At 69.9% G+C, this 20,637-nt stretch carries 27 protein-coding genes; 25 read left to right on the top strand and 2 right to left on the bottom strand.

Annotation, left to right across the window (positions count from 1 at the left end):
- The first annotated feature begins 16 nt into the window (after positions 1-16).
- The 25 genes from ACIQCS_RS12030 (at position 17) to ACIQCS_RS11910 (ending at position 17,473) form a co-directional block, all read left to right on the top strand.
- Positions 17-634, top strand: coding sequence for a hypothetical protein (locus tag ACIQCS_RS12030; RefSeq protein ID WP_401530938.1), 618 nt, complete (start codon positions 17-19; stop codon positions 632-634).
- A 359-nt stretch (positions 635-993) separates the two neighbouring features.
- Positions 994-1,701: a flagellar hook-basal body protein gene (locus ACIQCS_RS12025; RefSeq protein WP_345847602.1), complete on the top strand. Its 708-nt coding sequence runs from the start codon at positions 994-996 to the stop codon at positions 1,699-1,701.
- Positions 1,698-2,468, top strand: coding sequence for a flagellar hook-basal body protein (locus ACIQCS_RS12020; RefSeq protein ID WP_345847601.1), 771 nt, complete (start codon positions 1,698-1,700; stop codon positions 2,466-2,468). The genes ACIQCS_RS12025 and ACIQCS_RS12020 overlap by 4 nt, the downstream gene beginning before the upstream one ends.
- A gap of 22 nt (positions 2,469-2,490) precedes the next feature.
- Positions 2,491-3,168, top strand: a complete 678-nt coding sequence (locus ACIQCS_RS12015; protein ID WP_401530934.1) for a hypothetical protein — start codon at positions 2,491-2,493, stop codon at positions 3,166-3,168.
- On the top strand, positions 3,165-3,743 hold the full coding sequence (locus tag ACIQCS_RS12010) for a flagellar basal body L-ring protein FlgH (RefSeq protein ID WP_345847599.1): 579 nt from the start codon (positions 3,165-3,167) through the stop codon (positions 3,741-3,743). The genes ACIQCS_RS12015 and ACIQCS_RS12010 overlap by 4 nt, the downstream gene beginning before the upstream one ends.
- The gene (gene flgI, locus ACIQCS_RS12005) at positions 3,743-4,882 is read left to right on the top strand and encodes a flagellar basal body P-ring protein FlgI (protein ID WP_345847597.1); all 1,140 of its coding nucleotides are present in this window, start codon (positions 3,743-3,745) and stop codon (positions 4,880-4,882) included. Before ACIQCS_RS12010 ends, flgI begins: the two co-directional genes overlap by 1 nt.
- A gap of 18 nt (positions 4,883-4,900) precedes the next feature.
- The gene (locus ACIQCS_RS12000) at positions 4,901-5,245 is read left to right on the top strand and encodes a hypothetical protein (protein ID WP_345847595.1); all 345 of its coding nucleotides are present in this window, start codon (positions 4,901-4,903) and stop codon (positions 5,243-5,245) included.
- Position 5,246: 1 nt separating this feature from the next.
- A complete protein-coding gene (flgC, locus tag ACIQCS_RS11995; protein ID WP_280279762.1) occupies positions 5,247-5,669 on the top strand; it encodes a flagellar basal body rod protein FlgC in 423 nt (140 codons plus the stop codon).
- Positions 5,666-5,989 carry a flagellar hook-basal body complex protein FliE gene (locus tag ACIQCS_RS11990; protein ID WP_345847593.1) on the top strand — a complete coding sequence of 108 codons (324 nt, stop codon included), beginning with the start codon at positions 5,666-5,668 and terminating at the stop codon, positions 5,987-5,989. The genes flgC and ACIQCS_RS11990 overlap by 4 nt, the downstream gene beginning before the upstream one ends.
- A gap of 14 nt (positions 5,990-6,003) precedes the next feature.
- Positions 6,004-7,278 carry a flagellar basal-body MS-ring/collar protein FliF gene (gene fliF, locus ACIQCS_RS11985; RefSeq protein ID WP_345847591.1) on the top strand — a complete coding sequence of 425 codons (1,275 nt, stop codon included), beginning with the start codon at positions 6,004-6,006 and terminating at the stop codon, positions 7,276-7,278.
- On the top strand, positions 7,265-7,615 hold the full coding sequence (locus ACIQCS_RS11980) for a hypothetical protein (RefSeq protein WP_345847589.1): 351 nt from the start codon (positions 7,265-7,267) through the stop codon (positions 7,613-7,615). Before fliF ends, ACIQCS_RS11980 begins: the two co-directional genes overlap by 14 nt.
- Positions 7,612-8,274: a FliH/SctL family protein gene (locus tag ACIQCS_RS11975; RefSeq protein ID WP_345847587.1), complete on the top strand. Its 663-nt coding sequence runs from the start codon at positions 7,612-7,614 to the stop codon at positions 8,272-8,274. The genes ACIQCS_RS11980 and ACIQCS_RS11975 overlap by 4 nt, the downstream gene beginning before the upstream one ends.
- Positions 8,271-9,584 carry a FliI/YscN family ATPase gene (locus ACIQCS_RS11970; protein ID WP_345847585.1) on the top strand — a complete coding sequence of 438 codons (1,314 nt, stop codon included), beginning with the start codon at positions 8,271-8,273 and terminating at the stop codon, positions 9,582-9,584. The genes ACIQCS_RS11975 and ACIQCS_RS11970 overlap by 4 nt, the downstream gene beginning before the upstream one ends.
- Complete coding sequence (locus ACIQCS_RS11965) at positions 9,577-10,026, top strand: hypothetical protein (protein WP_345847583.1); 450 nt, start codon at positions 9,577-9,579, stop codon at positions 10,024-10,026. The genes ACIQCS_RS11970 and ACIQCS_RS11965 overlap by 8 nt, the downstream gene beginning before the upstream one ends.
- Positions 10,023-10,811 (top strand): hypothetical protein, encoded by a 789-nt coding sequence (locus tag ACIQCS_RS11960; protein WP_345847581.1) that lies wholly within the window; start codon positions 10,023-10,025, stop codon positions 10,809-10,811. Before ACIQCS_RS11965 ends, ACIQCS_RS11960 begins: the two co-directional genes overlap by 4 nt.
- Positions 10,808-11,251: a flagellar hook capping FlgD N-terminal domain-containing protein gene (locus ACIQCS_RS11955; RefSeq protein ID WP_345847580.1), complete on the top strand. Its 444-nt coding sequence runs from the start codon at positions 10,808-10,810 to the stop codon at positions 11,249-11,251. Before ACIQCS_RS11960 ends, ACIQCS_RS11955 begins: the two co-directional genes overlap by 4 nt.
- A gap of 3 nt (positions 11,252-11,254) precedes the next feature.
- Entirely contained in the window at positions 11,255-12,427 is a 1,173-nt protein-coding gene (locus ACIQCS_RS11950) for a flagellar hook-basal body complex protein (protein WP_345847579.1), read from the top strand.
- On the top strand, positions 12,424-13,206 hold the full coding sequence (locus ACIQCS_RS11945) for a FliM/FliN family flagellar motor C-terminal domain-containing protein (RefSeq protein WP_345847578.1): 783 nt from the start codon (positions 12,424-12,426) through the stop codon (positions 13,204-13,206). The genes ACIQCS_RS11950 and ACIQCS_RS11945 overlap by 4 nt, the downstream gene beginning before the upstream one ends.
- Positions 13,207-13,214: 8 nt before the next feature.
- On the top strand, positions 13,215-13,532 hold the full coding sequence (locus ACIQCS_RS11940; RefSeq protein ID WP_345847577.1) for a FliM/FliN family flagellar motor switch protein: 318 nt from the start codon (positions 13,215-13,217) through the stop codon (positions 13,530-13,532).
- Complete coding sequence (locus tag ACIQCS_RS11935; protein ID WP_345847575.1) at positions 13,520-13,963, top strand: hypothetical protein; 444 nt, start codon at positions 13,520-13,522, stop codon at positions 13,961-13,963. Before ACIQCS_RS11940 ends, ACIQCS_RS11935 begins: the two co-directional genes overlap by 13 nt.
- Positions 13,963-14,676, top strand: coding sequence for a flagellar type III secretion system pore protein FliP (fliP, locus tag ACIQCS_RS11930; RefSeq protein ID WP_345847574.1), 714 nt, complete (start codon positions 13,963-13,965; stop codon positions 14,674-14,676). Before ACIQCS_RS11935 ends, fliP begins: the two co-directional genes overlap by 1 nt.
- Complete coding sequence (locus ACIQCS_RS11925; RefSeq protein ID WP_345847572.1) at positions 14,673-15,416, top strand: sigma-70 family RNA polymerase sigma factor; 744 nt, start codon at positions 14,673-14,675, stop codon at positions 15,414-15,416. Before fliP ends, ACIQCS_RS11925 begins: the two co-directional genes overlap by 4 nt.
- 11 nt (positions 15,417-15,427) lie before the next feature.
- Entirely contained in the window at positions 15,428-15,988 is a 561-nt protein-coding gene (locus ACIQCS_RS11920) for a hypothetical protein (RefSeq protein WP_345847571.1), read from the top strand.
- A 13-nt stretch (positions 15,989-16,001) separates the two neighbouring features.
- Positions 16,002-16,355: a hypothetical protein gene (locus ACIQCS_RS11915; RefSeq protein WP_280279747.1), complete on the top strand. Its 354-nt coding sequence runs from the start codon at positions 16,002-16,004 to the stop codon at positions 16,353-16,355.
- Positions 16,352-17,473, top strand: a complete 1,122-nt coding sequence (locus ACIQCS_RS11910) for a tetratricopeptide repeat protein (RefSeq protein ID WP_345847569.1) — start codon at positions 16,352-16,354, stop codon at positions 17,471-17,473. Before ACIQCS_RS11915 ends, ACIQCS_RS11910 begins: the two co-directional genes overlap by 4 nt.
- A gap of 63 nt (positions 17,474-17,536) precedes the next feature.
- Here the strand turns inward: ACIQCS_RS11910 and ACIQCS_RS11905 are convergent, their stop codons facing one another.
- Together ACIQCS_RS11905 and ACIQCS_RS11900 are read right to left on the bottom strand one after the other, a co-directional pair.
- Positions 17,537-19,564 (bottom strand): flagellar biosynthesis protein FlhA, encoded by a 2,028-nt coding sequence (locus ACIQCS_RS11905; protein WP_345847568.1) that lies wholly within the window; start codon positions 19,562-19,564, stop codon positions 17,537-17,539.
- A complete protein-coding gene (locus tag ACIQCS_RS11900; protein ID WP_345847567.1) occupies positions 19,564-20,637 on the bottom strand; it encodes an EscU/YscU/HrcU family type III secretion system export apparatus switch protein in 1,074 nt (357 codons plus the stop codon). Before ACIQCS_RS11900 ends, ACIQCS_RS11905 begins: the two co-directional genes overlap by 1 nt.

Below are 20,637 nucleotides of genomic sequence, written 5' to 3'. Positions count from 1 at the left end.
GATTGTGAGGTAGCAGGTGTTCGAGGATTTCACCGAAACATTCTCTCCGGATTTCGATCGGCCTCCGGTTCCGTTGCCGGTCCGCCCGAGCGACGATGCGCTTGCCGAATTGTTCGAGCGGTTCGGCGGCGTCTCGTTCAACGGCGGCATCTACCGGGTGTTCGATCCCATCCAACTGCCCAACTACAATGCGATGGTCGAGGAAGGCTTTCCCGATTTCGCGGGCACCCTGACGGTGTTCGGAAGCGACTGGCTGGGGCGGATCTTCGCGACCACCAGCAAGTCGAGCATCCAGGGCCGCGACGGCGTGATGATGTTCGAGCCGGGCACGGCTTCGGCGCTCGAGATTCCGTGCAACATCCTCACCTTCCACGATGAGGAACTTGTCGATGCGCCGGATGCCGCGCTGGCCGATGAGTTCTTCGAGAATTGGCGCGGGAGCGGCAAGCCGGCACCGCGGGCGAACCAGTGCGTCGGCTATATCCGGCCGCTGTTCCTCGGCGGACAGGATACGACCGCCAATCTCGAGCTGATCGACATGGAAGTCTATTGGTCGGTGAGCGTGGATCTCATTCGCCAGGCGCGGGGCCTGCCGGCCGGCGCGCGCATCTCGGGCGTGCGAATCCCCGACTGACCCTTGGCGCGGGCGGGGCCCGGCCCCGCCGCCAGCGGCATGACCGATGCGTGGCCCGCGCGACGGGGGCGCCGTCCGGACCGATGCCGGGCGCGACGGCGCGCGCGAGGTTGGCGACACGGTTTGGAGCAGGTGCCTGGCGCTGGTTCCAAAGAAAATAGACCGGAATGGATGTAAGTCGATTCGGTCTATTGTAGATTGGCAAAGAAGAATGGCGACATTGCCATCCATTTGGTGCGAATCGTGCTATTTCCGTGGTTGTATCGTGGGTGCAACATACTGAAATATTTCTTTCATGCCGCCACTTGACGGAGAAAGGCCGGATCTGTCTCATATCGAGACAGTAACCGGGGGGCGGTATGTCAGGTCTCGTCGATGCGGCGACGGCTATTCTTAGTGCGTCTGAAAGAAAGCTTGAAGTGGCGGCGCACAATGTCGCCAATGTTTCGACGCCGGGCTTCAAGCGGCAGATAGGGTTCTCGCAGCTTCTCCAGGCTTCGCCGAACGACGTTCGGCCGCTTCCCGAGGTCGCGGTCCGCCGCAACTTCGCGCAGGGCAAGCTCACCGAGACCCGCAATCCATTCGATCTCGCGATCAGCGGCGACGGGTTCTTCCAGCTCCGCGCCGGCGATCGCCTGGTCTATTCGCGCCAGGGCCAGTTCAAGCTCGCCGCCGACGGCACGCTGGTCTCGCCGCAGGGCTATGTGCTGCAGCAGCAGGGCGGCGGGGACCTGGTGCTCGATGGCCAGGCCGCCACTGTCCAGCAGGACGGCACGGTGATCGAGGCCGGCCGGCCGGTCGCGCGGATCGAGCTGTTCGCCGCCGAGGATCCGCAGGCGCTGACGCCGGTGGGCGAATCCTATTTCTCGGCCGGGGCGGGGGCGATGGACATTGTCGGCGGGCCGGTGATCCGCCAGGGCATGGTCGAAAGCTCGAATGTCGAGATGGGCGACGAGATGGTCGCGATGATGACCGCGCTGCGTCAGTCGGAAGGCGGCGCCCGCCTGGTGCAGGTCTATGACGATCTGATCGGCCGCGCGATCTCCAGCCTGGGCCAGACGCGATGAGCGACGCCTTCTATGTGGGGGCGGTGGGCCTCCAGACGCAGCAGCGCGCGCTGGACGGCATCGCCAACAACATCGCCAATGTGAACACGCCGGCGTTCAAGCGCGCCCAGCTGCGTTTCTCGGACGTGGTCGCCAGCCGCCCGCAGGATGTGGCGACGCCCGACCTGCGCCCGCTTCCCGTGGAAGTCGCGGGGGTGATGCTCGATACCCAGTTCATGCTGAACGAGCAGGGCCAGCTGGAGCGCACCGGCCAGCAGCTCGACGTGGCGATCGACGGCCAGGGCTTCATCGAGCTGATGGGGCCGGGCGGCCAGACGCTGTTGTGGCGCGGCGGCGCGCTCAAGGTGAATGACGACGGCCAGCTGGCGACCAGCCATGGCATCGCGCTGCGCGCCGCGATCACCGTGCCGGGCGACGCCAGCGCGATCGAGATCGGCAAGGACGGCGTGGTGCGCGTGCGCGTGCCGGACAGCGCCGATCCGGTCGAGCTCGGGCAGATCCAGCTCGTTCGCGTCAACGATCCGTCGGCGGTCTCGCGGCTCGACGGCGGCCTCTACCGGGTCGAAGACGCCGGCGCGCTCAGCGAAGCGGTGCCCGGGGAAGACGGCATGGGGATGCTTGTCCAGGGTTCGATCGAGCAGTCGAACGTCGCGCTGACCGATGAGATGGTGCGGCTCATGCTCGTCCAGCGCGCCTATGCCGCCAATGCCCAGATCGTCCAGGCCGCCGATCAGCTCATGGGCATCGCGAACGGCCTGCGGCGCTAGCACCATGGCAGGGGGGATCGTCATGGGGGTGGCGCTCGTCGCCGCCACGGCCGGGGGCGGCGGCGTGGACGTCGCGCTCAGGCCGGTGGTCGAGGTGCGCTCGGCGCAGCTGCGCGTCGGCGATCTGGTCGCGGCGCGCGAGGGCGTGCTGCCGGCGCGCATCGCCGATCTGGTGGTCGCCCGGCTGCCGCGCGGCGCGTCGGCGCTCGCCCTGCCGGCGCGCGATCTCGCCGCGCTGGTGCGCCGCCGGGTGCCCGGGCTGCGCGTGACGGCACCGGCGGAAGGGACTGTCCGGATCCGCGCCGCGCTCACGGCCGCGCCGGCGCGCAGCCATGGCGGCTGCTTCGCCGCTGCCGCCGCGATTCCGGCGGGCGCCGCCGTCACGGCGGGAGACGTGATCGCGACCGAATGCCGCGATGCGGCCCCGGCGGCGCTGCGCTACGAGCGGGGCGGGCTGGCGGTGGCGCGTGCCGCGCTGCCGGCGGGCGCCTATCTCGGGCGGCTGGCGGCACTTCCCCGGAACGCGATCGGCAAGGGAACCCCGCTCACGCTGCGCTCGGCGGCCGGCCCGGTGACGGTCGAGCGCGCGGTGACCACGATGCAGTCCGGCCGTTCGGGCGGGCGCCTGTTCGTGCGCGATGCCCAGGGCAAGGTCTTCGCCGCGCCGCTCGCGCTGGCCGGCGGGGAGGGCGGGCGATGAGCCCCAGGCTGGCAACCGCCGCCGCCGCCACGGCGCTGCTGCTCGCGGCACCGGCGGCCGCGCAGGATCTCTTCAAGGGCGGGAACTGGTCCGCCATGGCCGCGGACCGCCGCGCCAGCGGCGTGGGCGACGCGATCACGGTGGTCGTCCAGCAGGCGGCCGAGGCTTCGAACACCACGCAGAATGCGACGCGCAAGAGCACCGACGTGTCGGGCGGGCTCAATGCGGGCTCGATCAGCGAGAGCGGCCAGCTCTCCTTCGGCGGCGGCTATACCGGGCGCGGCGAGGTGCGGCGCAGCGAGCGGCTGGTCGCGCAGCTGAGCGTCACGATCGAGCAGGTGCTGCCCAATGGCGACTATCGCATCGTCGGCGAGCAGCGCCTCCATGTGAACGGCGAGAAGACGCTGATCGCCGTGCGCGGGCGCATCCGGCCCGAGGACATCCGCAGCGACAACAGCGTGCTGTCGAGCCGGATCGCCGATGCCCAGATCAACTATGACGGCAAGGGCTTCGTCTCGCGCAGCGCCAGGCCGGGGCTGCTCAACCGCATCTTCTCGCTGCTGGGGCTGGGCTGATGCGCGGCGTCGGAACCCTCCGCGCGGCGGCCCTGGTGCTGGCCCTGATACTGGCCCTGGCGGTGCCGGCCGCGCCCGCCATGGCCCAGTCGGTGCCGCTCAAGAGCCTGGGCAGGTTCGACGGCTGGCGCGAGAATGCGCTGGTGGGCTATGGCTTGGTCACCGGCCTTGCGGGATCGGGCGACACGCGCCGCAGCGCCGTGACGCGCCAGGCGCTGCGCAACGTACTGAGCCGCCTAGGCACCAGCGTGACCGAGGACCAGCTCAGCAGCCGCAACGTCGCGGTGGTGATGGTCACCGCGGTGCTGCCGCCTTCGGCCAATGTCGGCGACCGGATCGACGTCACCGTATCCTCGATCGGCGATGCGCGCAGCCTGGCGGGGGGCACGCTGATCATGACGCCGCTGCTCGGGCCGGACCAGCGCACCTATGCGCTGGCGCAGGGGCCGCTGCTGGTGGGGGGCTATCGGTTCGACGCCGATCTCAACCAGCAGCAGCGCAACTATCCGACCACCGCGGTGCTCCAGGGTGGCGGCACCATCGAGGCGCCGGTGGAGTCCGCGGTGCTGCGCGGCGGCAACGAGATCGGGTTCCTGCTCGCCAGCCCGAGCTTCTCGACCTCGCAGCGCATCGCGGAGCAGATCAACGCGCGCTTCGGCTATGGCACCGCGCTTGCGAAGAATGCCGACGAGGTCCGCATCCGCTTCGCCGGCGCGCCGACGGAGGTAACCGGCTTCGTGGCGCAGCTCGAGAATGTCCGGGTCGAGCCCGACGTCGCGCCGCGCATCGTGATCAACGAGCGCACCGGCACGGTGGTGGCCGGCGGCGACGTGATGATCTCGAGCGTCGCGATCGCGCAGGGCGACATCAAGGTGACGGTAACCGGCGAGCGCAGCGCGTCGCAGCCCGGCGGCTTCTATGGCGGCTTCGCCAGCGACGTCAGCAGCCTGATCGTCACCAACACCAAGCTCGAGGTGGCGCAAGGGGTGGGGGACCAGTCGTTCCGCTTTCCCAACACTTCGGTCGCGGACCTCGTCCAGGCGCTGTCGCGCGCGCATGTCGATACGCGGCGCATGATCAGCATCCTCCAGGCAATCAAGACCGCGGGCGCGCTGCACGCGGAGATCATCGTTCAGTAGCGTGAAAAGGGTGGGGACATGGAGAGTATTTCGACGGCGTTGATCGCCAAGGCGCTCGACGGACTTACCGCGCGCTACCAGGCGACCGCGCAGAACATCGCCAACGCGAACTCGCCCAACTATCGGCCGATCCGCGTCACCTTCGAGGACAGCCTGCGCAGCGCGGCGACGCAGGGCGGCGGGGCGATCGCGGGGGTCGAGCCCAAGGTGGAGCTGGTGCCGGCGCCGCGGATCGCCAGCGAGATGCGGCTCGACCTGGAGATCGCCAACGCCTCGCAGACGGCGATGCGCTATGGCGCGCTGCTCTCGATCCTCGGCCGTCAGATGGAGCTTGCCCGCACCATCGTTTCGGGAGGCCGCTGAGATGGATGCCATCGCCATCAGCCGCACCGGCCTGGACGTCGAGTGGCAGCGCCTTCAGGTGATCGCGCAGAACCTCGCCAACATCAACACGAGCCGCACCGCCTCCGGCCAGCCTTTCCACCCGCTGCGCCTGTTGTCGGGGCCGCAGGTCGATTTCGCGCATCTCGTGCGCGCGGACGACAAGACGCCCGGCGGCGTCGAGGTGCTCGGCGTCGAGCCGATGGCGGCGGGGACGCGGCGGGTCTACGAACCCGGCCATCCGCATGCCGATGCCGATGGCTTCGTCACCTATCCCGATGTCGATCACGCATCCGAGATGACGCTGCTGATCAAGACCTCGCGCGCCTATGAGGCCAATCTCACGGCGATGAGCATCGCGCAGCAAATGTATTCGCGCGCCGCCGAACTGGGCAAGCAGTCGTGACCGGGGTCGAGGGGATCGCGGCGATCGGCAGCGTCGATGCGGCGCCGCTCGCGCTGCGCCTGGGCGAGGCGAGCGGGACGGTCGCCCAGTCCGCCGGGGGCGCCGGCTTCGGCGAGGTGCTGATGAGCGGTCTGCGCGGTGTCGACCAGAAGATCGCCACGGCGGACAAGCTCGTCCAGCAGTTCACGGTCGACGATTCGGTGCCGGTGCACCAGGTCACCATGGCGCTGGAGCAGGCCCGGCTTTCGGTGGAGCTCGCGATGCAGGTCCGCTCGCGGATCGTCGAGGGCTATCGCGAAATCATGAACATGCCTCTCTGACCGGCTGATCTCCGATGGAAAACCCCGTTCCCGCTCCCGCCGCTCCCCGTGGCCAGCTGTACCTGTTGGGCGGCGTCCTCGGGCTCGTCCTGCTGCTGCTTGCCACCGGCTATTTCCTGTTCCTGCGCACCGATTATGTCGTGCTCGCCCAGGGGCTGCGGCCGACCGATGCCTCCGCGATCGTCGCTGAGCTCGACAAGCGCGGCGTGGCCTATCGCCTGCGCGACGGCGGCGCGACGATCCTGGTGCCGGAGGGGCAGGCTGATGCCACCCGCGTCGCGATCGCCGGGTCGGACGCGGCGGCGCGGGGCCAGATCGGCTTCGAGCTGTTCAACAAGTCCGACATGGGGCTCACCAACTTCGCGCAGAAGATCAACTATCAGCGCGCGCTCCAGGGCGAGCTGGTCCGCACCATCACGGCGATGGACGGCGTGGAGACCGCGCGTGTCCATCTCGCGCTGCCCGAAAAGGCGCTCTTCCGCGGCGACCGGGTCGACCCCAAGGCAGCGGTGACGGTGACGATGAAGCCGGGCCAGACGGCCGACCCGGCGCGCGTCTCCGGCATCCAGCAGCTGGTTGCCGCGGCGGTCCCCGATCTGCCCGAGAGCAAGGTGGTGGTGCTCGACGCCGCCGGCCATGTGATCAGCCCCGCGCCGGCGATCGAGGGCGGTGCCGGCCTCGAGCGCCCCGCCGATATCGAGGAGCGCGGCGCGGTCGAGAATTACTATCGTGCCCGGGCGCGCGGCGCGGTGGAACGGCAGATGCCGGGCGTGCGCTTTGCCCTGCGCCTCCTGCTGCTGCCGAACGGCCCGGCCGGTTCCGATCCGGCGACGGCGCCCGCCGCCGGCTGGACGCCTTCGGGCGAGGGATCGGCGCGCAACTTCCGCATGCGCATCCTGTTCATCAGCGAAGCTCCGATCAACCCCGAGGACCAGCAGGTCGCGCGCAATGCCATCGTCCAGGCGACGGGGCTCGACGACCAGGCCGGCGACAGCCTGTCGTTCGAGACTGGGCCGATCGACCGGTCGCAGTCCTCCCCGCCGATCGCGCAGCCCAGCCATGTGGCGGCAAGCGCGCCTGCCGCCGCGCCGCTGCCGGCCCAGGGCTTCGGCTTCGCCTGGCCGCCGGTGTGGCTCTGGCTGGTTGCCGGCGTGGCGATCGCGGCGATGCTGGCCTGGCGTTTCCGCACTTCGGGCAGCCGGATGAGCGGCGAGGAGCAGGAGGCCTTTGCGCAGCGGCTCCGCCGCCAGCTCAACATGACGGAGGAGGCCGGCGATGCTGCTGCCTGAGGCCCGGCTCGACATTCTGATCGACGCATTGCGCGAGATGCCCGCCGCCGATCGCAGGGCCGTGCTCGCAAGGCTGGGCGCCGAGGAGCGCCGCCGCGTCCGCGCCCGGCTCGCTGCCCTGGCGAGCGGCCCGGTGGAACCGGCTTCTCCCTATTCGGCCGATATCGCCGCACGGCTCGAGGCGCGCGATACGGGGCTGACCGTGGCGGGCCGGCGCGCCCTCGATGCGTTCCTGATGCCGGCGGGCAAGGGGGCGGCGCGCCCCGAGCCGGGCCGCGGCGCGTCGCTTGCCCAGGCGATGGGCGGCCTGCTCCGCCCGCGCGGCAAGCTGCCGTGACCATGCTCATCAAGTCCGATGCCGGGGTCGCGGTGCGCAGCTTCGTCGGCGGCGTGCGTCCGCCCGCCGAAGCGCGTGAGATGCCGGTGCCGGATCCGCGCGACATCGAGCAGGCCCGGCTGATTGCCGAGCTGGAGCGGCTCCAGCGCCAGCGCGCCGAGGACGAGGCGGCGGCGAAGCGCGCGGTGGCGGTGGCGCGCGAGGAGGGCCGGCAGGAGGGGCTGGCGCAGGCCGAGCGGCGCGAGGCCGATGGGATCGCCGCGCTTCGCCAGGGGCTGGAGCGCGCCCGCGCCGACCTGGGCGAGCGGCTGGGGGCGCTCGATCGGCTCGCCCCGGAACTCGCCCGTGCCGCGCTTGCCAGGATGTTCGCCGATGGCGAGGACCGGTCCGGCCTGGTCGAGGCGATGATCGCGCGTCAGCTCGCTGCCCTGCGTCGCTCGAGCGTGATTGCTATCCATTTGAGCCCAGAGGATTTTCCGGACGCTGACGCGCTCGCCGCGCTCGCGGATGGGCTCGGCGCGGAAGGGGTGCGCGTCGAGATCGACCGCGCGCTGCGTGCCGGCGCCAGCCGGATCGAATGCCGGCTGGGCCAGATCGATCTCGACATGGACACGCAGTGGCAGGCGCTGTCGGCCTTGCTCGCCGAGATGGCCGGATGACCGCCCATCCCTTCCTGCAGCGGCTGCGCGATCTGGAGCTGGTCCGCCCGGTCGGCTTCGTGCGCAAGGTCGCGCATGGCCATTTCGAGGCGACCGGTCCGGCCTGCACCGTGGGCGACCTTTGCGACGTTGCCGGAGAGGGGGGCGTCGTGCGCGTCGAAGTCGCCGCAGTGGACGAAGCCGGGCTGATCCTGGTGCCGCTCGAGCAGAATCGCCGGGTGCGCCCGGGCGCGCGGGTGACGGCGCTGCCCGGCGGTGGCTCGGCGGCGGTGGGAGACGGGTTCGCCGGGCGGGCGATCGATGGGTTCGGGCGGCCGTTCGACGGCCGGGGGGAAATCGCCGTCGCGGGCCGGACGGCGCTGGCCGGATCGGTGCCGCGCCCGCTCGAGCGCGCGGCACCGCGACGCATGGTGAAGACCGGGCTGCGCGCGATCGACGGGCTGCTGACGCTGGGCGAAGGGCAGCGCGTCGGCATCTTCGCGGCCGCGGGCGTGGGCAAGACCAGCCTGCTCGAGCAGCTCGCGGGGCAGATCGAATGCGACCGCGTGGTGCTGTGCCTGGTCGGCGAGCGCGGGCGCGAAGTCGAGGCGATCTGGCGCACGCTCTCCGCGCGTGCCGATGCGGCGCGCTTCACCCTGGTCGCCGCGACGTCCGACGAGACCGCGGCACTGCGCGCCCGGGCCGCCAATGTCGCGCTGTGCCTGGCCGAGCATTGGCGCGATCGCGGCGAGCATGTGCTGCTGGTGGTGGATTCGGTCACGCGCCTTGCCATGGCGCTGCGCGAGATCGGGCTGGCCGCCGGCGAGCCGCCGACGGTGCGCGCCTATACGCCGAATGTCTTCGCGGCCCTGCCGCGGCTGGTCGAGCGCTGCGGCGCCACTGGACGCGGCGCGATCACTGCGGTGATGACCGTGCTGAGCGAGACCGACGATGTCGACGACCCGATCGTCGAAGTGATGAAGTCGCTGCTCGATGGCCATGTCGTGCTGTCGCGCACGCTCGCGGAGCGCGGGCATTTTCCGGCGATCGATGTGTCGCGCAGCATCAGCCGCCAGGCCGCGCGGCTGATGGAGCGCCAGCACGCCGCGGCGGCGCGCACCGCCGTCACCCAGCTCGGCGTCTATGACGAGGCGCGCGTGATGATCGAGAGCGGCGTCTACAAGGGCGGCGCCAATGCCGAGATCGATCAGGCGATCGCGATGCGGGCGAAGCTGATGGCGTTCCTGCGCCAGGGGCAGGGCGAGAATTCGGCGTTCGCCGACACGCTCGCCGGCCTGGGCATGGCGATCGGGAGCAGCGGCCATGCATGACCGCCGGGCCCATCGCGCGCTTGCCGACATCGCCGCGCTTCGTGTCGCGCAGCGCATGGCGGCGCATCAGGAGCTGGCCGCGGCGCAGGTGCGCGAGGAAGAGGCCGCGGACGCGTCGCGGCGGGCGGACGAGCGCACGGCAATGGCCGCGCTTGCCTGGGACGCGCATCTGGGCAGCGCGGACTTCGCGCCGGATTTCGCCCATGCGCTTGCCGCCGAGCTTGTCGAGCAGGGCCAGGCGAGCGCGGCCGCGCAGGCGCATCGCGCGCAGATGGCCGAGGCGTGCGCGCTCGCGGAGCGGACCTGGCACGATGGCGATGCGCATTGCCGGCTTGCGGACCGGGCGCTCGACACCAGCCGCCGGGCGCGGCGGCGCGATCGTGACGAACGCGCGCTCGACGTGCTGGCGGATCGCATGGCTTCGAACTGGAGGCGAGCATGATTGGACCTCTCCCGCATACCGGCCCCATGCCGCCCGAGGGGCGGGGCGATTCCGCCGATCAGCAGCACGGACAGGCGCCGAGCGACCTGTTCGCGCAGTTGCTCGGCGCCGGTGGCGCGCTGGCTGGCGGGGCGGCGGCGCCTGGCGAAATGCCTTCCCTGGCGGCGCCGGAGGCTTCGCTGCTCGCTCCCGATGCTGCGGGCGCCGGGCCGGCGCAGCAGGCGCTCGCCCCGCGCGCGCGGATGTTCAATCAGAACGGCTTCTTCGGCCATGCGGGCGAGACTCCGGGCCAGGCGGTGGCACTTGGGCAAGAGGATGCGATGCGCGCGCCGGTTCCAGGCGCCGCCCCGGGGGATTTGGCCGCGGGCCTGGGTCGGGAAATCGTATCGGGGGGGCGCCAGGAATCCGGCGCGGCGGCGCGGCCGGGCGCGGCGCCTCGGCCGGCGATGCGTGCCGCCGGGGCCGTCCCGGCGGTCGTCCCGGCCGCGCCGATGGGGAGCGCCGCGCCCGCGCAGCCGCCGGCGCTCGAGGATTATGACGCCGCCGATCCGGTCGCCTCGGCGCAGCGCCGCGCCCATCGCACGCCCTCCGCCGCCCGTTCGGCGCTGCACGTGGCGCTGCGCGAACTCGAGAGCGGGCTTCAGATTGCCGCGCGCGTCGAAGGGCTGGACGAGGCGGAACGCCATCGGTTGCGCGACGAGATCGCGGCGCTGCTCGGCCGCCACGGTCTTTCCGCCGCCCGCATCCAGATCAACGCCATGCCGCTACGGGAGAGTGAACGATGATCGCGCAGACCGCGCCGGTGAGTGCCGCCAACGGCACCCAGCAGAATGCCAGCACCGCCAGTGCGGCGACCGATGCCTTCGGCCTCGGCTTTGATGCGCTGCTCAAGATCATCCTGACCCAGCTGACCTATCAGGATCCGCTGAAGCCGATGGACAATTTCGAGTTCGTCTCACAGCTCGCGCAATTCTCGCAGATCCAGCAGAGCCAGACGATGAACGACCGGCTCGAGCTGCTGGTCTCGGCCCAGGCGACCAGCCAGGCGACCAGCCTTCTCGGCACCATGGTCGACGTGCCGGCGGGCGCGACCACGCTGACGGGTACGGTGACCGCGGTGGCCTTCGACAACGGCACGCCGCGGATCACGATCAAGACGGCGGACAATCGCACGATCAGCAACCTCGCGATCGCCAGCATCTCGCAAGTCAGGAAGGGGAATTAAGCCATGTTCGGTGCCATCTATATCGGCCTCAGTGGTCTCAACGCCTATTCCCGCGGGCTGGAGCAGGTCAGCAACAACGTGACCAACCTCAACACCTCGGGCTTCCGGGGCTCGACGGTGACGTTCCAGAACTATTATGGCAGCGGCAGCCAGGGCGGGCTCTCGCACGACACCGACAGCAATGGCGGCGGCAACGGCGTGGGCATCGGCCAGAGCCGGCTCGATCTGAGCGCCGGCCAGTTGCGGCAGACCGGTCGCGATCTGGACCTGGCGATCGATGGCGGCGGCTTCCTCGTCCTGATGGACGGCGACAAGATGCTCTATGCGCGCACCGGCAGCTTCGAAGTGGACAACAAGGGGTTCATCGTCCTTTCGGGCACCAGCTACCGGCTGGCGACGCTCGACTCCTCCGGCCGGCCGGTGAGCCTTTCGATCGACCAGAAGCGCACCAGCGCGCCGCTCGGCAGCACCACGATCACCTTCACGGACAATCTGTCGAACACCGCCGTCAACGCGGTCACGATCAACGACATGGTCGTCTACGACGCCAAGGGCGGCTCGCACAAATGGAGCGCGAAGTTCGAGAAGGGCACGGTCGCCGGCGAATGGACCGTCAAGATCAGTGACGAGAAGGGCAGTGTCGCGACCAAGAACCTGAAGTTCATCGGCAGCGTCGTCGATCCCAGCACCGCCAAGATCGAGGTCGAGGATACCACCAACAACTTCAAAGTGACCTTGGATTTCTCGGCGGTGCAGTCCTATTCCTCGGGCGACGTTTCCAACCTGCGCGCTTCCTCGATCGATGGGCACGGCGTGGGCGCGCTCACCACCGTGACGGTCAATGCCACCGGCCATCTCGAGCTCGCCTATTCGAACGAGCAGAAGCTCGATCTCGGCGCGGTCGCGCTCGCGGACTTCCGCGACACCCAGTCGCTGCTCGAGAAGGATGGCGGGCTGTTCACCTATAACGGCAGCGGCGAGCGCATCTATCTCGCGAGCGAGGATCCCAGGGTGGGCCTGGTCAAGGCCAAGCAGCTCGAGGCATCGAATGTCGATCTGTCCAAGCAGTTCGGCGACCTGATCCTGATCCAGCGCGGCTTCCAGGCCTCGTCGCAGATCGTCAGCGTCTCGAACGACATGATCCAGCAGCTCTTCGGCATCCGGGGGCAGGGATGACGCTTCCCTGTCGACTCTGGCTGCCCGACGGTGCGGCGGCGCCGCCCGCGGCCCAGCGTGCGCTCGCCGACATGATCGAGAGCTGGTCGGGTGAATGGTTCGCGGGCGAGCCGATGCGCGTCGCCGGGGCGCTCGCGCGCATCGCGGCACCGCGCGCCGAGTTGCGCAAGGCGGTGTGGCACAGCTGCGAAGAAGGCCTGGCGATCGGCCTGCCGCCGGCGGGAGCGATGGCGCTGGGCGCGATGGTCCTTGGCGTTCCGGCCGCAGCGGGCCAGCGCAATGCGCATGATCAGGCGCTGCTCGAGGCATTGGGCAAGGAATGCCTTGACGGTCTCAAGTCCCGCCTTGTCCAGTGCTTCGCGCTGGACCGGCCGGTCTGGCATCAGTCGGAAGCCGGGCGCGGCGAGGGGCCGGTGCACCGGCTCGAGATCGTCACCGCCACGCGCGGGCTGACGCTCCAGATCGAGCTGTCGGCACTCATTTTCGCCCGCTTCGTCCGCGAGGCGCTGCCCGAACCGGCGGTCGGCGCGTCCCTCGGTTCCGGCAGGGCGGCGCTGGCCGATATCCCTGTGTCGCTTTCCGCGCTGCTCGGCCGCAGCCGCATCACCGTCGCCGAGCTTGCCGGGCTCGGCTGCGGCGATGTGCTCGTGCTCGACTGCGCGACCGACGACATTCTGCCGCTCGCGGTGGACGGCGTGCCGCTGGCACGCGGTCGCTGCGCGGTGGTCGAAGGCGAGCGCGGCCCCGCGCTCGAGATCGTAGAAGCTCCAACCCGATGAGTGATCCCGTGACCGAACCGAGTGACATCCTGTCCGCCGAGACCCAGCCCGCCACAGCCCGGCCCGAGCGGCCGGCGCCCGCACGCGTCAGCAGCAAGCTGATCGAGAATGTCGGCGTCCAGCTCGAGGCGTTTCTGGGGGGCGCCCCGATGACCGTGGCCGAGCTGACCGGTCTCGCCGCCGGCGCGGTGGTGACGCTCGACGCGCAGCTCAACACGCCAGTCGAGCTGCGCCTCAACGGCGTCGCGGTGGCGCGGGGAGAACTGGTCGCGGTGGGCGAGAAGTTCGGCGTGCGCCTCACCGAGATCGCGCAATGGCCCGATTGACCGCGGCATGGGCAGGCCTGGCGGTGCTTCTCGTTCATGCCCCCGCCGCCCTTGCGCAGCCGGGGCGGCTGGGCGGCGGCGGGAGCCTGAATCTTTCGCTCACCCGGATCGTGATGGCGCTGCTCCTCTGCCTGATGCTCGCGGCACTGGCTGCCCTGGCGCTCAAGCGTGGCGGTGGGCGGATCGCCCTCCCGCTCCCGCGCTTGCGCGGGCTGGTCGCGGCGCTGCCGGCACAGCGGCGAGTGGAGGTGCTCGAAACGCGCCGCGTCAGCCAATATGCCGATGTCTGCCTGTTGCGCTGCGACGGCCGCGAATATCTCGTCCTGTGCGCGCAGCAGCAACAGCTCCTGCTGCGCGAGAGCGAATGCGCGGTTTCGGCGCCAGCCTCCGCTTCGGTGGAGCCGGCAGGCGCGGAGGGGGAGACCGGCTGATGCGCCTTGTCCGCGCCGCCCGGGCGTGCCTGCTGGCCGCCGCGCTGCTTACCCCCGCCGCTGCCTTCGCCGCCAATGGCCCGGGCATGAGCACCGATCTGGTGCGCACCATGCTGCTGCTCACGCTGCTGGCCGTCGCCCCGGCGATCTTCATCAGCATGACCAGCTTCGTGCGCATCGTCGTGGTGCTGGCAATGGTCCGCCACGCTTTCGGCATGCCCGAGACGCCGCCCAACCCGGTGCTGATCAGCCTCGCGCTGTTCCTGACCGCGTTCACCATGGGGCCGACATTGACCGCTGTGAACAGCCAGGCGCTGAAGCCGCTGATGGCCGGCAGCGTCTCCGTCGAGCAGGCGATCGAGAAAGGCAGCGGGCCGCTGCGCACCTTCATGCTCGCCCAGACCCGCGACGGCGACATCGAGGCGATCTATGCGATCGCCAAGGCGCCCGTGCCCGACCGGCCCGAGCAGGTGGACCTGCTCAAGCTGACGCCGGCCTTCATTCTCAATGAATTGCGCGTCTCCTTCACCATCGGCTTCGTCATCCTGCTGCCGTTCCTGCTGATCGACCTTGTCGTCGCCTCGATCCTGCTCGCGCTCGGCATGATGATGGTCCCGCCATCGACGATCTCGCTGCCGATCAAGATCCTCATGTTCGTCCTGATCGACGGCTGGGGGCTGATCCTGCAGGGCGTGCTGGGAAGCTTCAGATGAAGCAGCGCCGCCGCGGCACTTCCTCGGGGCTCGGCCTGTTGCTGGTGCCCCCGCGGGTGGAAGCGTCGCTGTGGCGGCGATTCCGCTTCGAGCGCGAGTTCAGGTGTCGCGAGCAGATATTCACGCAGTATCGCTCGCTGGCGCGCGCCATTGCCCGGCGCCAATTGCGCGCGCGGCCGCGCAATGGCGTCGAGCTGAACGACATGGAGCAGTTCGCCTATGAGGGGCTGCTGGTCGCGATCGACCGGTACGATCCGTTGCGCGGCATTCCCTTCGGGGCCTTCGCGCGGCGCCGGATCATCGGCAGCATCGCGGATGGCGCGGCCCGGATGAACGAGAGCGACGCACAATATAGCTATCGCCGCCGGATCGAGACGGAGCGACTCCGCTCGATCGCGGCGGAAGCCGGCCCGGCCGATCCGCTCGACGCGCTCGCCGATCTCGCCGCCGGGCTCGCGATCGGCCTGATGCTGGAGGGAACCGGCCTGGTGGAGCCCGAGGACGGTATCGACCGGCGCCCCAATGCCTATGAGAGCCTGGCATGGCGCCAGCTCAACGCCCAGCTCGACCGCGAGATCGATCGCTTGCCCGAGCGCGAGGCAGCGATCATTCGCCAGCACTATGAGAACGGCGTAAGCTTCTCGCAGATCGCGCAGTTGCTCGAGCTGTCGAAGGGGCGCGTCTCGCAGCTCCACGCCCATGCACTGGCGAAGCTGCGGACACGGATAGGATATCGTTGATGGAGACGGACATGACGCTTTGCAGTGACGAGGAGATGGCGCAGCTGCTCGCCGCGATGCATGCGGGCACGCCGGACGAGCTCGGTCTCGCCGAGCGGCTGATCGAAGCCTATCCCGACGATGCCCGGCTCCACTTCCTGCGCGGCTCGATGCTCGCCGGATCGGGCCGGCCGATCGAGGCGCACGCGGCGCTGAGCCGCGCCGTCGCCCTGGCGCCGGACTTTGCCCTGGCGCGCTTCCAGCTCGGCTTCTTCGAGCTGACCTCGGGCGAGGCGGCGCGTGCGCTCGCCACCTGGGAGCCGCTCGATACGCTGGCGTCCGATCATTATCTCGCGCATTTCGTCCGGGGGCTGCGGCACCTGATCCAGGATCATTTCGGCGAGGCGATCCGCGAGCTGACCGAAGGGATCGCGGTGAACGAGGAGAATCCGCCGCTGAACCGCGACATGCGCCTGATCATCGACGAATGCAGCCGCCTGGCCGGTGACGGGGCACCGGCCGCGCCCGCCGATGCGGAGGCTTCGGCCACGTCGTTCCTGCTCGACCAGATCGGGCGGGGAACCTCGCACTGAACGCGCGCGCGACATGACTCGCATCGGCAATGTCGATCAGGTGCTGCTGCTCCTGCACGAGCAGCTGCAACGGACCAGCCGCAACCGCGGCACGGCGCGGCAGGGCCGGACCTCCCGTGCCGAGGCGGCGTCCGCGCGCCCGCTCGACCGGGTCCGCGCGCTGGCGGCGCTCGACACGCTGGATGAGGAGGAACTGCGCCGGGCGATGGTTCGGGGGCTGCTTGCCGAGCAATTCGGCGAAGCGGTGGGGAACGATCCGGCGCTGATCGCGATCGTCGATCAGGTCAGCCGGATGATCGGCGAGACGCCCGAAGGGCGCCAATTGATGGACCGGGCCCTGGCCCAGTTGAGGGAATCTCGAGCATGAACCAGACCGCCGCCGCACAGAGCCGCCACGATCGCCTCGCGGCATTGCTGGCCGAGGACCCGGACAATGTCGCGCTGATCGCCGATGCCGCGGAAGCGGCCTTTGCCGAAGCGCATTTCGATGCCGCCGAGGAACTGCTCGATCGCCACGCCCGGTTGCGGCCGCTGACGCCCCAGGCCCAGCATCTGGCCGGGCTCGTGGCGATGCGCCGGCTGGACTGGACGCGTGCCGCCGACCTTTATGCGGCCCTGCTTGCCGGGGGCGCAGACGCGCCGCCGGTGCGCTTCAACCTTGCCTGGTCGCTCGCCATGGCCAAGCGTTTCGACGAGGCGCTGGCAGTGCTCGACACGGCCACCAGCGCTGCGTTGCCCCAGGCTGCGCAGCTCGAAGTGCAGCTGCTGCACCAGCTCGGCCAGTTCGATCTTGCCGGGGAGCGCGCCCGCACGCTGATCTCGCTCCATCCCGAGCATCGCGGGCTCAACGCCATCGTCTCGACGCTCGCGATCGATATCGAGGACACCGATCTCGCGGCGCGCACGGCGCGGATGGCGGGCGATCATCCCGATGCCCTCACCACGCTCGGCACGCTGGCGCTCAGCGAGGACGATCCCACGGCCGCGGCGGAGCTGTTCGAGGCGGCGCTCGCCCGCGCGCCCGGCGCCCCCCGGGCCTGGATCGGGCTGGGGCTCACGCGCATGCTGGGCGGCGACCAGGCGGAGGCGGCGCGCGACCTCGACAAGGGCGCCGAGATGTTCGGCACGCATCTCGGCTCGTGGATCGCGGCGGGCTGGGCGCATGTCCTGGCCGGCGATCGCGCCGCCGGCCGTGCGCGCTTCGAGAAGGCGCTGGCGCTCGACGACAATTTCGGCGAGGCGCAGGGCTCGATCGCGGTGGTCGAGCTGCTCGACGGCCATGTCGAGGAGGCGCGCCGGCGCACCGCGATCGCGCTGCGGCTGGACCGGGAGAGCTTCGCGGCGGCGCTCGCGTCGATGCTGATCGCGGCGGGCGAGGGGAATAGCGCGCGCGCCGCCACGATCTTCGAGACTGCGCTCCACACGCCGATCGGCGCCGATGGCAAGACGCTGGCCCATTCGCTGGCCAAGCTGGGCGCGCGTTAGGGCCAGGACATGATCGGCACACCCGGCATCCCCGCGCAGGCGGGGACGGCGGGTCGCCCCGGCTCACCCTTCCAGCCGGACCACGTCGAACGACTTCAGGTTCACGCGCATCGGGATTTCGCTCACCGACAGGATCGAGAGCTTGGGGATGCTGCGGCGGGTAAGGTTCTTCAGGTGGCGACGGATCTCGCCGCCGCACAGCAGCACCGGGGCGCGGCCCTGGCGGAACATCTCCTCGCTCATCGGCGCGAGGCGGCGGATGATCTGCTCGGCCAGGCGCGGCTCGACCGCCAGCGAGCTATGGCCCGCATTGGCGCCGATGCTGGCGACGATCTGGTTCTCCACCCGCGGATCGAGGCTGAGCACCGCGAGATCGCCATGGCTGCCGCGCAGCTGGTGGCAGATGGCATAGCTCATCCGCTGGCGGATCTGCTCGGTCAGCTCGATCGGATCCTTCTGGATGCGGGCCAGGTCGACGAGATGCTCGACGATCAGGTCGAGATTGGCGATCGACACGCCTTCGCCGAGCAGGTTCTGCAGCACGCGCTGCACGTCGGAAAGCGTCAGCGTGTTGGGGATCAGGTCCTCGACCAGTCCGGGCTGGCGCTCGCGCACCTCGTTCAGCAGCCCGGCGACGGTGGCGCGGGTGAGCAGGGTCGAGGTCTCGCCGCGCACGATCTCGCCGAAATGCGTGACCATCAGCGTGATCGGATCGATGATCGTATAGCCCGCTTCGCGCGCGGCCTGGCCCTCGCCCTCGGCGATCCAGAAGGCGGGCATGCCGAAGGCCGGGTCCACCGTTTCCTCGCCGGCCAGCCTGGCCTTGGCGCCCTGGTTGGCGATTGCCAGCACGCGCTCGGGGCGGACTTCGGCCGCGCCGTAGCGGGAGCCGAACAGCCGCACCTCATATTCGAAGCTGCCCAGCCCCTGGCCGTCGACGAGCTTGACCGCCGGAAAGCCGATGCCGAGCTCCTGCTCCTGCGCGCGCCGCAGACCGGCCAGCCGCTCGAGGATGATGGCGCCTTCCTTTTCCCAGGCCTGGCCAAGCTCGGCGCCGAAGCGGATCTCGACCGCAGGCACCGGCGCCGTGCCCGAGGCCATCGTCTCGCTGGCGGCGTCGTCGCCCACGCTGTCCTGCGCGGCGGCGCGGCGGCGCAGGCGCCACCAGGCGAGCCCGGCGGCCGCGCCGATCAGCAGGATCGGCCATTTGGGCATGCCCGGCATCAGCATCAGCGCGAGCAGCACCGCCGCGACGATCAGCGGGATGCGCGGTTCGGACGCGAGCTGGCGGAAGACTTCGGTGGAGAGCTGCCGGTCCGCCGCGGAGCGAGTGACGATGATGCCGGTGGCGATCGAGATGATCAGCGCGGGCAGCTGGGTGGCGATGCCGTCGCCGATGGTCAGCAGCGTGAAATGCTGCAGCGCCTCGGGCCATTCCATGCCCATCTGGCTGACGCCGACGACCCAGCCGGCGATGATGTTGATCAGCAGGATGATGATGCCGGCGATCGCATCGCCCTTCACGAACTTCGAGGCGCCGTCCATCGCGCCGTAGAAGCTCGCTTCCTTCTCCAGTTCCTCGCGCCGGCGCACCGCTTCCTTCTGGTCGATCAGGCCCATGTTGAGATCGGCATCGATGCTCATCTGCTGGCCGGGCATCGAATCCAGCGTGAAGCGCGCGGCGACTTCGGAGACGCGCTGGGCGCCGCTGGTGACCACGACATATTGGACGACCACCAGGATCGCGAACACGACCAGGCCGATCACGAAATTGCCCTGCACTGCGAATGCGCCGATCGATCCGATCACGTCGCCGGCGCTGCCGCCCGTCAGGATGAGGCGGGTCGCGGCGACGTTGAGCGACAGGCGGTAGAGCGTCGCGACGAGCAGCAGCGAGGGGAAGGTGGAGAATTCCACCGGCTTGCCGACATAGAAGGTCAGCAGCATGATCGACAGGCCCAGGCCGAAATTGAGGATGATCGCCAGGTCGAGAACGGCCGGCGGGATCGGCACGAACAGGATCACGAGGATGGCGATCGTGGCCCCGACGAGCGCCAGGTCCTTCTGGTTGCGGAACAGCTTGTCGAACATCATGCGGTTTCCGGAGCGTGCGAGGTGCGGCGGAGCGCGATGTAGAGCTCGGCCACGGCCTCATAGGTGGAAGGGGGGATCGCGCCGCCCGCCTGGCAGGCGCGGAAGAGCGCGCGCGCCAGCGGCGGCCGTTCGACGATGGGGATGCCCAGGCGGAATGCCTCGTCCTTGATCGCCAGCGCGAAGCGGTTGCGGCCCTTGGCCGAGACCTCGGGCGCGATCATCCGCCCGGCATCGTAGCGCAGCGCCACGGCGAAATGCTCGGGATTGACCACTACCAGGTCCGACCCCGGCAACGCCCCCATGCCTTCGCTCTGCTTGGCGAACTCGGCATGGAGCTGCTTGCGCTTCTGCTTGATGCGCGGATCGCCCTCGCGATCCTTGGCCTCGCGCGTCACTTCGCGGCGGCTCATGCGCATCTGCTTGAGGAACTCGCCGCGGACCAGCACCTGGTCGAGGATCACGAAGCCGATCGCGATCGCGATGAACACGAAGACCAGCCGCAGCCCCGCGCCGGCAAGCGCCTCGGCCAGCCGCTCGCCGTCGCTCGCGGCGATCGCGAAGCGGGCGATCGCGTCCTTGACGACGAACCAGGCGGCGATCGCATAGACCGCGGACTTGAGCACCGTCTTCAGCGTCTCCTTCAGCATCCGCATCGAGAAGAGCCGCTTGAGGCCGGTGGCCGGATTGAGCCGATTGAAGTCCGGCTTGAGCGGCTGGGTGGTGAAGATCAGCCCGCGCAGCTGGAGGATCTCGAGGAAGATCACCACCGCCATGATCGTGCCGCCGAGCAGCGCGAGCGGCTGGATCGCCGCCCAGGCGATGGTGCCGATCATCGCCTGGGCCTGTTCGGGATCGCCCGCCCGGTCGATGCCGGCGGAAAAGGCCTTGCGCATCAGCTCGGCGATCTCGCCGACCATCGCCGGCCCGGCCACCGCGCCGAAGCCCGCCAGCGCGATCAGGCCGCCCAGAAAGCCCAGTTCGGCGCTGCGCGCGACCATGCCCTTCTCGCGCGCCTTCTTCAGCTTGAAGGGGGTCGGCGCTTCGCTGCGATTCTGTTCCTGCTCGGCCAT

This window comes from Sphingomonas sp. NPDC092440 (genome assembly GCF_044754985.1).
GTDB lineage: Bacteria > Pseudomonadota > Alphaproteobacteria > Sphingomonadales > Sphingomonadaceae > Sphingomonas.
Note: the sequence above shows the minus strand (reverse complement) of the source record. Positions and strands in the feature narration are given on the sequence as shown.